11 protein-coding genes are annotated in these 11488 nt (G+C 61.4%); 4 read left to right on the top strand and 7 right to left on the bottom strand.

Annotation, left to right across the window (positions count from 1 at the left end; all coding sequences use genetic code 11):
• Positions 1-6: 6 nt before the first annotated feature.
• The 3 genes from AEP_RS17795 to AEP_RS17785 form a co-directional block, all read right to left on the bottom strand.
• Positions 7-1986 (bottom strand): methyl-accepting chemotaxis protein, encoded by a 1980-nt coding sequence (locus AEP_RS17795; protein WP_087496636.1) that lies wholly within the window; start codon positions 1984-1986, stop codon positions 7-9.
• A gap of 130 nt (positions 1987-2116) precedes the next feature.
• On the bottom strand, positions 2117-2503 hold the full coding sequence (locus tag AEP_RS17790; RefSeq protein WP_087496635.1) for a response regulator: 387 nt from the start codon (positions 2501-2503) through the stop codon (positions 2117-2119).
• Positions 2500-3207, bottom strand: a complete 708-nt coding sequence (locus AEP_RS17785) for a glutathione S-transferase N-terminal domain-containing protein (RefSeq protein ID WP_087496634.1) — start codon at positions 3205-3207, stop codon at positions 2500-2502. The genes AEP_RS17790 and AEP_RS17785 overlap by 4 nt, the downstream gene beginning before the upstream one ends.
• 138 nt (positions 3208-3345) lie before the next feature.
• Between AEP_RS17785 and AEP_RS17780 the strand changes: the two genes are divergently transcribed.
• From AEP_RS17780 to AEP_RS17770, 3 genes are read left to right on the top strand one after another with little or no spacing between them, the layout of a single operon-like run.
• Complete coding sequence (locus AEP_RS17780) at positions 3346-4299, top strand: chromate resistance protein ChrB domain-containing protein (RefSeq protein WP_087496633.1); 954 nt, start codon at positions 3346-3348, stop codon at positions 4297-4299.
• Positions 4289-5638: a chromate efflux transporter gene (gene chrA / locus AEP_RS17775; protein WP_087496632.1), complete on the top strand. Its 1350-nt coding sequence runs from the start codon at positions 4289-4291 to the stop codon at positions 5636-5638. Before AEP_RS17780 ends, chrA begins: the two co-directional genes overlap by 11 nt.
• 9 nt (positions 5639-5647) lie before the next feature.
• Positions 5648-5971: a rhodanese-like domain-containing protein gene (locus tag AEP_RS17770; protein ID WP_087496631.1), complete on the top strand. Its 324-nt coding sequence runs from the start codon at positions 5648-5650 to the stop codon at positions 5969-5971.
• A gap of 12 nt (positions 5972-5983) precedes the next feature.
• On the opposite strand, the gene AEP_RS21300 is transcribed toward AEP_RS17770, so the two are convergent.
• The 4 genes from AEP_RS21300 to nadC form a co-directional block, all read right to left on the bottom strand.
• Entirely contained in the window at positions 5984-7567 is a 1584-nt protein-coding gene (locus AEP_RS21300) for a methyl-accepting chemotaxis protein (protein ID WP_087496630.1), read from the bottom strand.
• A gap of 254 nt (positions 7568-7821) precedes the next feature.
• The gene (locus tag AEP_RS17760) at positions 7822-8289 is read right to left on the bottom strand and encodes a hypothetical protein (RefSeq protein ID WP_087496629.1); all 468 of its coding nucleotides are present in this window, start codon (positions 8287-8289) and stop codon (positions 7822-7824) included.
• An 80-nt stretch (positions 8290-8369) separates the two neighbouring features.
• Positions 8370-9473: a quinolinate synthase NadA gene (gene nadA, locus AEP_RS17755; protein WP_087496628.1), complete on the bottom strand. Its 1104-nt coding sequence runs from the start codon at positions 9471-9473 to the stop codon at positions 8370-8372.
• The gene (gene nadC / locus AEP_RS17750) at positions 9473-10342 is read right to left on the bottom strand and encodes a carboxylating nicotinate-nucleotide diphosphorylase (protein WP_087496627.1); all 870 of its coding nucleotides are present in this window, start codon (positions 10340-10342) and stop codon (positions 9473-9475) included. The genes nadA and nadC overlap by 1 nt, the downstream gene beginning before the upstream one ends.
• A 94-nt stretch (positions 10343-10436) precedes the next feature.
• Between nadC and AEP_RS17745 the strand changes: the two genes are divergently transcribed.
• Positions 10437-11462: a DUF2167 domain-containing protein gene (locus tag AEP_RS17745; RefSeq protein WP_087496626.1), complete on the top strand. Its 1026-nt coding sequence runs from the start codon at positions 10437-10439 to the stop codon at positions 11460-11462.
• The last annotated feature ends 26 nt before the right edge of the window (positions 11463-11488 follow it).

Here is an 11488-nt window from a genome sequence, read left to right as displayed (position 1 = left end):
TGCTTACTAGGCTACCCGGAAGTTGGCAATTTCGCGCATCAGGCCGTCCGATTGGTCGCTGAGAGCGCCGGCAGCCGCACTGGTTTCTTCCACCAAAGCGGCGTTTTGTTGCGTGCTCTGCTCCAGCAACTGGATGGCGGATACCGATTGGCTCACGCCGTTGGCCTGCTCACGGGAACCCACAGCGATTTCATTGAGCAGGTCGTTAATGCGCTTGGCGTTACCTAGAATTTCGTCCATGGTCAGGCCGGCACCGCTGACCACTTTGGTGCCCTGCTCCACGTTTTGTACGCTGGTGTTGATCAAATCCTTGATTTCCTTGGCCGCTGCCGCAGAGCGCTGGGCCAGCACCCGCACTTCGCTGGCCACGACTGCAAAGCCACGGCCCTGCTCGCCGGCACGAGCGGCTTCCACCGCCGCATTGAGCGCCAGGATGTTGGTCTGGAAGGCAATACCGTCAATCACCGAAATGATGTCGCCGATCTTTTGCGAGGAGCTGTTGATGGCGCTCATGACCGACACGACATCGCGAATAACCTCGCCACCCTTCTGCGCGACGCTGGCGTTCTCGCGGGCCAACCCGGCGGCATCTTTGGAGTTGTCTGCCATGGCTTGCACCGAGGAGCCGATCTCCTCCATCGTGGCCGCCTGCTGCTCCAGCGCGGCTGCAGCGGACTCGGTGCGCTGTGACAAATCAAGACTGGCGCGCGCGATTTCTCCACTGGTGCCGGTCAGGTCGCGCGCAGAGTGGCGTACCTTGCGAATCAACAGGTGCAGCGAGTCGTAGGCCTTGCGCAAATCCACAATGACTGCGGCAGGTTCGTCCTTGCCCCAGGGCTGGCTGGGTGCGCGTCGCAAATCGCCTTCGGCCATTTCCTGCAGGTGCTGGCTGATCAAGCGCAAGCCGCCGCGGGTGACGAGATAGAAGGTGTAGAAGGCATAGCCCGCAAGCAACAAGGTCACGATCAGGATGACGATGGTGATGTTGACCTGGCGCTGGGCGGCACCCACCCGTTTCTGAATCAGCTCGTCCAGAATGGGCAGCAAGCGGTCCAGCAATGCGGACTGGGCTGCGAAGGCCGCATCCCCTTGGGCAACGAACACCGCCAAGCCCGCAGGATCGCGCTCCGCGGCCATCAGCAGACCGTTGCTCACTGTGTCCAAAAACTTCTGGGCGCTGTCACGGGCTTCACCAATCTGGATGCGCGAGCTCAACTCGGGGGTCTGCAAAATCGACTTACCCAGCCCTGCGAGCATATTGGTCTGGTGAAACTCCGAAATGGCCATCGCCTTGTCGATCGCACTATGGAACTCGGGGCTGAGCTTGCCATCCCGCAAGGCAGCCGCACCGGCCGCACGGATGAGGCCGATGCGCTCCATCAGGTCCGGCAGACGGAAGGCTGCCGCGTCCATCACGTAGTAGCTGTCGATGTCCGGGTCCAGGGTCAGGTTGGAGCCATCGGTGGCGGTGGTCATGACCGCGATCAGGGCCTGGATGTGGGTCGTGTTTTTGATGAAGCGCTCCAAGGCTTCGCCACCCTGGCTCTTGGCGGCAGTGCGCGCTTGCTTGAGTGCATCGAATGCACTGGCAGTGCCCAGGCTGTCACCCAACTCGGACTGCACTTTTTCCAGGTTGGCATAGGCCTTGTCCATAGCATCCGCCAACGGGGCACTGGCTTCGGCAGGTGTGGCCCGCAGTTGCAGCGCCTTTTGCAGCACCGGGCTGGCGGCCTGCAAGTAGCGCACGCCGTCTCGCTCTTTCATGGAAAAGTCGATAGCCGACTTTTGGGCCGAAAAATAGCTCCACGACAGCCAGGCAATAGGGAGCGCAAACAAGAGGGAAACGATCAGTGCCTTGGCTGCGAAGTTGATGCTTCGCATGATGTGAACACCCAAGGCCCAGATGCCATGGGCGCCAAAAAGGCCGATGGGGGCAGGTTTGCTGGCAGGTGGAGGCAGGGCGAGGCTAGCGGACGTCTTATTCATTGATCACGGCTCCAAACGATGACTCACTCTAAGCAAAAACTGTGACAACCAACACTCATTCGTACACAAGCTTACGAGGATTAAATCACTTTAGGTGAAAAATGTGTCTCAAAACTGACGGGGTTTGCCCCTATGGTTTTTGCCTTATCAACAAGAGCCCGCGTTGCAAATTTTCCCGAGTAAGGGGCTTGGGAATCAGCCCTTTGGCGCCAAGTTCGCGGAAACGGGCCACATCTGACGGCAAATCGTTGCCCGTGACCATCATGATGGGCGGTACCAGTTTGCCGGTGGCGCGCCATTTGGCCACTTCCTTGAGCACACCGGTACCGTCCAGGTTGGGCATGCTCTCGTCCAGCAGCACCCCGTCAAACTGGTGGGCCTGCAGGGCGGCCAGCGCCTTGAGGCCGTCGTCCACCAGCACGCCGGTGCAACCGGCCTCCTTGAGCAGGCGGGCGGCCATCATGCGGTTAATGGGGTTGTCATCCACCACCAGGATGTGCGGCGCCTGCGCACTCATGCCGGAACCGCCAAGCCCCGCACCACGGCAGGGCGTGCCACAAACGCACCCAGCACGCGGGCCACTTCAGGGAAATCAGCAAAGCCCACCAGATCGCCCGCTTCGTAGAACCCCACCAGGTTGCGCACCCACGGGAAGATCGCAATGTCGGCCACGGTGTAGTCGTCGCCCATCATCCAGGTACGGCCTGCGAGGTACTGGTTCAGCACGCCCAGCAGGCGCTTGCTCTCGGCGACATAGCGGTCGCGCGGGCGCTTGTCTTCATAGTCTTTGCCGGCGAATTTGTGGAAGAAACCCAGCTGCCCAAACATGGGCCCCAGGCCGCCCATCTGCCACATGAGCCACTGGATGGCCTGGTAGCGCTGTGCAGGGTCGGCAGGCAGCAGCTTGCCGGTTTTGTCGGCCAGGTAAATCAGGATGGCGCCGGACTCAAACAGCGCCAGCGGCTGGCCGCCGGGGCCTTGCGGGTCCAGGATGGCTGGGATTTTGTTGTTGGGGTTGAGGGACAAGAACTCCGGCGTGGTCTGGTCGTTGGTCTGGAAGTTGACCTTGTGTGCCTCGTAGGGCAGGCCCAGCTCTTCGAGCGCAATGCTCACCTTCACGCCGTTGGGCGTGGGCAGCGAGTACAGCTGCAGGCGGTCGGGGTGTTGGGCGGGCCATTTGGCGGTGATGGGGAAGGTGGACAGGTCAGAGACAGATGTCATGGGGAAAGCTCCGGTTTACTACAAAAATGATAGCTGCTCGCGCAATACCTATATGCCACGCAGTCTATTTCAATCCCCACGCAGACGTCTCCCAAAAAATATGTAGGATATATTACAAATTTGAAGAATAATCTACCAATGTCTTGGATTACCCTCATCACCAGCCTGCCTACCGAAAACGCAACCGCCCGCATGCGCGCTTGGCGTGCGCTCAAAGCCAGTGGTGCAGCAGTGTTGAAAGATGGTGTCTATGTGATGCCCGAACGCCCCGCATGTCGGCTCGTGCTGGAGTCGGTCGCCGCCGATGTGCTGGCGGGCGGCGGCAGCGCGTATGTGATGGCCGTGCAGGAGCCGGCCAATGCCAGCTTCACTCCCCTGTTTGACCGCAGCGCCGACTTTGCCGCGCTGCTGGCGGATCTGCCTTCTATTCAGGCCCTGCTGGCTACGGGCGACAGAGCGGAGGCCACGCGGCTCTGTCGCAAAGCGCGCAAGGCTTTTGTCCAGGTGGCGGACACTGATTTCTTCCCGGGTGAGGCACAACTCCAAGTCGACACGGCACTGCAGGCCCTGGAGGCCGCCATCGCCCGCGCAGCTGCACCCGACGAACCGAAGGCGTTGGCAGGACCTATCGCAGTACTGCAGCGCGCGCACTACCAAGGCCGCACCTGGGCTACACGAGCCCGCCCATGGGTAGACCGCTTGGCCAGCGCCTGGCTGATCCGACGCCATATCGACCCGCAGGCCCGCTTCGTCTGGCTGGCGCAACCGCAGGACTGCCCTGCCGATGCCTTGGGATTTGACTTTGACGGCGCCACCTTCAGCCATACAGAGGGCCACGTCACGTTTGAAGTGCTGCTCGCCAGCTTCGCGCTGGAAATACCGGCCCTGCAACGCTTGGGCGCGCTGGTGCACTTTCTGGATGCGGGTGGCGTGCAGCCCCCTGAGGCCATCGGCGTGGAGTCGGTGCTAGCAGGCTTGCGCGCCACTATCCCCGATGACGATGCGCTGCTGCCCGCAGCCAGTGTCGTGTTCGATGCCCTCCTCCATCAATTTGAACCTGCGACTAACTCCGCCCCCCCCCATGGCAACTGACACCTTGAACACCACCAAGAGCCCGGAGCCTGTGAGCTTCTGGCAAGCCTTCGCCTTCTGGCTCAAGCTGGGTTTTGTGAGCTTTGGCGGGCCCGCAGGACAAATTGCCATCATGCACACCGAGCTGGTGGAGCGGCGCCGCTGGATCTCCGAAAAGCGCTTTCTGCATGCGCTGAACTACTGCATGTTGCTGCCCGGCCCCGAGGCACAGCAGCTCGCTACCTACATCGGCTGGCTCATGCATCGGACCTGGGGCGGTGTGGTGGCCGGGGCGCTGTTTGTGTTGCCCTCTTTATTTATCTTGATCGGGCTCTCCTGGGTTTACATCGCCTTTGGTGATGTGGGCTGGGTCGCCGGCATGTTCTACGGAATCAAACCCGCAGTAACCGCCATCGTGCTGCAAGCAGCACATCGCATCGGCGCACGGGTACTGAAAAACAATGCCTTGTGGGGTATTGCGGCTGCTTCGTTCGTCGCTATTTTTGCGCTGGAACTGCCCTTCCCCCTCATCGTTCTGGGTGCGGCATTGCTGGGCTATGCCGGTGGGCGATGGGTACCTGCCTTGTTCCATAGCGCGGGTGGGCACGGCGGTGCTGCAAAGCACTACGGTGCCGCCATCATTGACGACCACACTGCCACGCCCGACCACGCGCGCTTCCGTTGGAGCCGGCTGAGCCTAGTGCTGCTGGCAGGCACCCTGCTGTGGGCACTCCCCATGGGGGCGCTGGCCTGGAGCCTGGGCTGGAACCACACCTTCACCCAGATGGGCTGGTTTTTTACCAAGGCCGCACTCCTCACGTTTGGTGGCGCGTATGCAGTGCTCCCTTACGTTTATCAGGGGGCCGTCGGGCACTATGGATGGCTCACGCCCACCCAAATGATCGACGGGCTGGCCTTGGGCGAAACCACGCCGGGCCCGCTGATCATGGTCGTGGCGTTTGTGGCTTTTGTGGGGGGATACGCCAACGCCGTGCTGGGCCAGGAGCATTTGTTTATGGCAGGCGCCATCGCTGCGGGCTTGGTCACCTGGTTCACGTTTCTGCCGTCCTTCATCTTCATTCTGGCCGGGGGCCCGCTCGTCGAGAGCACGCACAACGAAGTGAAGTTCACCGCGCCACTGACCGGCATTACCGCAGCGGTCGTGGGGGTGATCGTGAACCTGGCTCTGTTCTTCGGGTACCACGTGTTGTGGCCGCAAGGCTTTACTGGCTCGTTTGACGTGGTGGCTGCGGGTCTTGCCTTGGCTGCTGCCATCGCTCTGTTTCGCTACAAGCGCAATGTGATCCACGTGATCGCCGCGAGTGCGCTTGCCGGTGTACTTATTTCATTGATCCGTTAGGAAAGCCCCATGAACTCCATCACCAGCCACGAACTCGCACAACTGCAAGATGAAGGCCAAGCCTTGACCCTGCTGGACGTGCGGCGCGACAAGGCCCGCCAGTCCGATGACACCCAAATTGCCCTCGCGCAATGGCACGACCCGGCCCTTTGGCTGGACTGGAAAGACCAGATCCCCAAAGACCTGCCAGTGGTTTTGTACTGTGTGCACGGACGTGAAATCAGCCAGGGGTTGACCACAGCACTGCAGGTGATGGGACTGAATGCCCGCTTTCTCGAAGGCGGCTTAGCTGCCTGGCAGGCTGCAGGCCTGCCTACGGAAATAGTGACTTGAGGGTCTGAACAATCAGCGCAGTGCGAGCACTGTAGGCGCTCGCAGCGCAGGGCTCTGGTGGCCGAGCTTGAAGAAAGCCACCGACTCCACCAGTTGCTGCGCCTCATGCCGCAGGCCACTAGCCGCAGCGGCCATTTCTTCGACCATGGCTGCGTTTTGCTGCGTAGTCTGGTCAATGAGCGCAATCGCTTGGCCCACCTGCTCCACTCCTGTGCTTTGCTCCGTGCTGGCGGCGCTGATCTCGCCCATGATGTCGGTCACATGGCGGATAGAGCCTACCACTTGCGACATCGATTGCCCTGCCTTGGCCACGAGCGCGTTGCCACGCTCCACCCGCTCCAGGCTCGCGTCGATCAGGCTTTTGACTTCTTTGGCCGCGGCCGCAGAACGCCCTGCCAACGAACGGACCTCAGAGGCCACGACTGCAAAGCCCCGCCCTTGTTCGCCGGCACGCGCTGCCTCCACCGCGGCGTTCAGCGCCAGGATGTTGGTCTGGAACGCAATCCCGTCGATCACGCTGATGATGTCCACAATGCGGCGCGAGCTGTCGTTGATTTCCTGCATGGTGCTCACCACATTGGCGACCACTTCGCCGCCTTGGGTGGCTGCGTTGGACGCAGTGCGCGCCAACTCATCCGCACGCGCTGCGCGTTGGGCATTCACCCGCACAGTATCGCCCAGCGCCTCCATGGAGGCGGCCGTTTGCTGAATGGCCCCCGCTTGCTGCTCGGTGCGACTGGAGAGGTCGTGGTTGCCGGAGGCGATTTCGACACTCGCACCCGACACCGCTTCGGACGACTGCCGCACGCGCGCCACCACCTCGCTCAGGCTGTGTTGCATCTCTCCGAGTTGTGCCATCAGGCTGTGGGGGGCAGCCGCGGTGCGCAAATCCGCGCTGAAATCGCCTGCGCTCAAGCGCTGCGCGACCTCGTTGGCTTGCGCCGGCTCGCAGCCCAGCTGGGCGGTGATGCTGCGCACGGTGCTCCATCCGAACGTGATGGCGCAGAGCAGCCCGAAACCGATCAGACCCACACTGCCCCACCACAGCGCACGATAACGGGTGCCAGCGGCTTCAAACTCCGTCCTGGCGCCTTCAATCTGGATTTGTTGCAGCGCCTGAATACTGCGGTTCACGGGCGCAGACAAGGGCGTCATTTTCTCCACCATGGCGGCCTGCGCGGTGGTGATGTCGTTCTCCACCAAGGCAGTCACGGCGGGCTTGAGGCCTTGATCGTCATACGCTTTGAATGCTTTTTCCCAATCAGCGGCCAAAGCCTCAGCCTCGCCATCGAGCGGGTGCTCGCGGTACTGGGCCCAGGTACCGGCGATTTGTTTTTGGTTGGCGGCAATTTCTTTGACGCTGAACGCAATCACATCGGGCAAGGGGTTGGCCAAGGCCTGTGCCACATGCATGCGGCTGCTGAAGGTCAGCGCATCAATCTGCCCCAGTGCCACTGCGGGCACCGTGCGCTCCTGGTACACCATGCGCAACGCGTCGTTGGACTGCCGCGCCCCATAAACACCAAAGCCGCCTATCACCAATAACAAGGCCGCCAGACTGGCAACCAACACAAACAGCCGGGTGGATACGCGCATGGCAACCTCAAGGGTGGAAGCACCCCAGATCGGGGCGGGTAAACCCTATTGAATGACTAATTTGTGAAGCTTTTATGACACTGTTACATCTGGGGTTGAGAGGCAAAAGCACATCCATTTGTGGGCCTGTGCGATCCATCCGCCATCAAATAAACAGTTGCTTGCGCAGACCCTCAGACCTCTGAAGGTTCAACCATTTGCAACTCCAGCGCAGTGGATGCCGTTTAGTCGTGTTGGGCGTTGATGGCTAAAGCTCAGCGCGACCAGTCCACGAACGCATAAGTGTCCGAATCAACGTGCCCGTTGATGGAAGAGCGGGAGTCCAGCTTCAGGGAATCACCCGCAACCACGCCGCGGTAGCTGACCTTGCCGTACTCGCTGCGGGTCACAAACGCGATGGTGCCTTCTTGGAATTTGTAAGACCCTGTTTGCAGGCCGGACCCCGGTTTCCTGGCGTTGGTCCACGTCAACCAATTGCGCATCCGCTTGGGCGTGTCTTCGGTGCATTCGCTGCTGACACCAACCACCCCACCCTTGGGGTAGAAGCGCAAGTAGGCGCAGTATTCGCCACCGGCACTGTCTGCATCCGGGCCCGACCGGTAGACACCATCAAACCGGAGTGCGTGCCCCGGCACCGGCGACTGGGCCGCAACCGAGCCTACCGTCAACAAGGCGCCGGCAATGGAAGCGAGCAAGAAATAAGCTGCAACGCTGATCCGCATGGTTGATAACGCTATGGTTTCAGGAGCTATTCACACAGATTCCACGGGCGCCAGAGGCGAAAAACACTACGAATCCGACCTCAAGCCGCCCCGATATTCGGGATCAATCCGCCCACCGGCTGCCCATTTTTCAGCGCAGCGGTAAACGCCAGCATCCGGTCAATCGGCAGGCGCGCGCGGTCGAGGTAGCGGGCTTCCACGTGGACTTCATTCAGTCCGTGTTCCAGCACCCGCGCCACACCGGCCAAGCCGTTCATGGCCATCCAGGGGCAGTGGGCGCAACTTTTGCAGGTGGCGCTGTTCCCCGCGGTGGGGGCTTCGATGAAGATCTTGCCGGGGTTGAGCGTGCGCAGCTTGTGCAGCATGCCGTTGTCGGTGGCCACGATGAAGGTGTCAGCGTCCAGGGTCTGCGCAGCTTTGAGGATGGCGCTCGTGGAACCCACGGCGTGCGCCAGGGCCACCACCTCTTTCGGCGACTCGGGGTGCACCAGAACTTTGGCCTTGGGGTGCTCCTTGATCAGCGCTTCCAGCTCAAAGGCCTTGAACTCGTCGTGCACGATGCAGGCGCCTTCCCAGAACACCATGTCAGCGCCGGTTTCGCGCTGGATGTAGCCACCCAGATGCTTGTCGGGCGCCCACAAAATCTTTTGGCCCTTGTCTTTGAGCGCTTTCACGATATCCAGCGCACAGCTGCTGGTCACCAACCAATCGGCACGCGCCTTCACGGCAGCGCTGGTGTTGGCGTAGACCACCACGGTGCGGTCGGGTTGGGCATCGCAAAAGGCGTTGAATTCACTGATAGGGCAGCCCAGGTCCAGCGAGCAGGTGGCGTCCAGGTCTGGCATCAGCACGGTCTTGTGCGGCGACAAAATTTTGCTGGTCTCGCCCATGAACTTCACGCCTGACACCACCAGCGTCTGCGCGCTGTGGTCGCGGCCGAAGCGGGCCATCTCCAGCGAATCGCTCACCAGGCCGCCGGTTTCTTCCGCCAGATCCTGCAGGTCGGGGTGCACGTAATAGTGCGACACCATGACCGCGTTCTTTTCTTTGAGCAGGCGCTTGATCTTGTCTTTGAGCGCGCTGCGTTCATCCGGGGTGGGCTCTACGGGTACGCGGGCCCAGGCGTGCTTGGTAGAGCAAGCCGGCTGCTCGTACTCCACGTCGATCACATCACTGGCACTCATCAAAGGTCCTCGAATCGCATGGAAAAGTCGGTCGCCTTGACGTCTTTGGTCAGTGCGCCGATGGAGATGCGGTCCACGCCGGTGGAGGCAATCGCCCGCACGGTGTCCAGGTTCACGCCGCCAGACACTTCCAAAATCGCGCGGCCGGCATTGATGGCCACGGCCTGCACCAAGTGGGCCAGCGTCATGTTGTCCAGCAGCACCATCTTGGCGCCGCAATCCAGCGCTTCGCGCAGTTGATCCAGCGTCTCCACTTCCACCTCGATGAACTTGGCGGTGGCGGCAAACTGGGTGGCGCGTTGCAGGGCTGCGGTCACGCCACCAGCGGCTGCGATGTGGTTTTCCTTGATCAGCACGGCGTCATGCAGGCCGATGCGGTGGTTGGTGCCGCCACCGGTCTTGACGGCGTGTTTTTGCGCCAAGCGCAGGCCGGGAATGGTTTTGCGGGTGTCCACGATGGCGGCGCGGTTGCCGGGCACTTCGTTGACTGCGTCCACAAAGGTGGCGGTTTTGGTGGCCACAGCGCTGAGCAGCTGCAAAAAGTTCAGCGCGGTGCGCTCCGCGGTCAGCAGCGCCTGGGCGTTGCCTTCCATCTCGACCACCACTTGGTCTTGCTGGCAGCGCTGGCCTTCACGCACGTGCCAAATAATGGCGGCCGACGGGTCCAGGGCGCGCACGGCCGCAGTGGCCCAAGGCTCGCCGCAAATGACGGCCGACTCACGGGCCAGGACGCGCGCACGGGCGCGGCGGGTGGGGTCGATCAACGAAGCGGTCAGGTCGCCAGCGCCCACGTCTTCAGACAAAGCGCGCGCCACATCAGCCTGCGCCAGGGCAGCAATGTCGGCAGAAGAAAAGTCAAAAGTGCTCATAAGCCTGAGGATAACCCGCCTGCCTTTCACCCGGATTGCAGCCACAGGGCATGCCAGAATGCACGCTCTTTTGACTCGCGCACTCGAGGCCCCCATGAAACATGGTTTTTTGAAAGCATTGCTCGCGTTGGCGTTCATCTGGCACGCCACGGCAGGCGCGCAAGCTATCAGCAAGGAAGAATCAGAACGCATCTGGGCGGAAGCCAAAGCGGCTGCACAAGCGGGCCCGGCGCAAATTTCGCTCAAGGTGCAGGACACCGTGCAAGGCACCTTGGCGCTGCCCGCGGGCCACACCTACATTCCCCAGCCCCACGCCACCAAAGTGCTCAATGCCATGGGCAACCCCGGCAATGACGAACGTCTGCAGGGCCTGGTGTTTCCCGATGGCGATGCGCCCTGGTTCATGACCATCCGCTTTGAGCGTTCAGGCTACGTCAAGGACGACGATGCCAAAAACTGGGATGTGGACGAACTGCTGCAAAGCTACAAAGACGGCACCGAGGCAGCCAATGCCGAACGCAAGAAGATGGGTGTGCCCGAGATGGAAATTCTGGGGTGGGCACAAAAACCCACCTATGACGCCAACACCCATCGCCTGGCCTGGGCCATGTCGTCCCGCGACAAAGGTGCCGCTGAGAGCGAGCCCCAAGGCGTGAACTACAACACCTTCGCGCTCGGCCGTGAAGGCTACTTCAGCATGAACCTGGTGACCGACCTGAACGTGTTGCCGACCTACAAGCCCGCCGCCCACACGCTGCTGGACGCGATGCAATTCGCCGAGGGCAAGCGCTACACCGACTTCAATTCCAGCACCGACCGCGTAGCCGAATACGGCCTTGCCGCCTTGGTGGTAGGCGCTGTAGGCAAAAAACTGGGGCTGTTTGCCACGCTGGCCGTGTTTCTGGCCAAGTTCTGGAAAGTAGCGGCCATTGCGGCATTGGCGTTTGGAGGCGGGCTCCTGAACTGGTTCAAGAAACGCAAAGCCAAATCGGCCGACGATGAGTTCGCCAACACGGTGATGGTGGACCGCGATGCCCCAGAACGCACGCTGCCCCAACCCCTGGCCCCCCACCCGCATGCTGACCAGGTACGCACCGGCCAGAGCGGCGACAAGACCTGAGGCACTGGCAGCCGCTAAAATGCAGC

The sequence above is a fragment of the Curvibacter sp. AEP1-3 genome (assembly GCF_002163715.1).
Lineage (GTDB): Bacteria > Pseudomonadota > Gammaproteobacteria > Burkholderiales > Burkholderiaceae_C > Allorhodoferax.
Note: the sequence above shows the minus strand (reverse complement) of the source record. Positions and strands in the feature narration are given on the sequence as shown.

Excerpts from the sequence above, each read along its gene's own strand:
- AEP_RS17745 (WP_087496626.1), top strand. The coding sequence starts at position 10,437 with ATGAAACATGGTTTTTTGAAAGCATTGCTCGCGTTGGCGTTCATCTGG.
- nadA (WP_087496628.1), bottom strand. The coding sequence starts at position 9,473 with ATGAGTGCCAGTGATGTGATCGACGTGGAGTACGAGCAGCCGGCTTGC.
- AEP_RS17760 (WP_087496629.1), bottom strand. The coding sequence starts at position 8,289 with ATGCGGATCAGCGTTGCAGCTTATTTCTTGCTCGCTTCCATTGCCGGC.
- AEP_RS21300 (WP_087496630.1), bottom strand. The coding sequence starts at position 7,567 with ATGCGCGTATCCACCCGGCTGTTTGTGTTGGTTGCCAGTCTGGCGGCC.
- AEP_RS17785 (WP_087496634.1), bottom strand. The coding sequence starts at position 3,207 with ATGACATCTGTCTCTGACCTGTCCACCTTCCCCATCACCGCCAAATGG.
- nadC (WP_087496627.1), bottom strand. The coding sequence starts at position 10,342 with ATGAGCACTTTTGACTTTTCTTCTGCCGACATTGCTGCCCTGGCGCAG.
- chrA (WP_087496632.1), top strand. The coding sequence starts at position 4,289 with ATGGCAACTGACACCTTGAACACCACCAAGAGCCCGGAGCCTGTGAGC.
- AEP_RS17780 (WP_087496633.1), top strand. The coding sequence starts at position 3,346 with ATGTCTTGGATTACCCTCATCACCAGCCTGCCTACCGAAAACGCAACC.
- AEP_RS17790 (WP_087496635.1), bottom strand. The coding sequence starts at position 2,503 with ATGAGTGCGCAGGCGCCGCACATCCTGGTGGTGGATGACAACCCCATT.
- AEP_RS17795 (WP_087496636.1), bottom strand. The coding sequence starts at position 1,986 with ATGAATAAGACGTCCGCTAGCCTCGCCCTGCCTCCACCTGCCAGCAAA.
- AEP_RS17770 (WP_087496631.1), top strand. The coding sequence starts at position 5,648 with ATGAACTCCATCACCAGCCACGAACTCGCACAACTGCAAGATGAAGGC.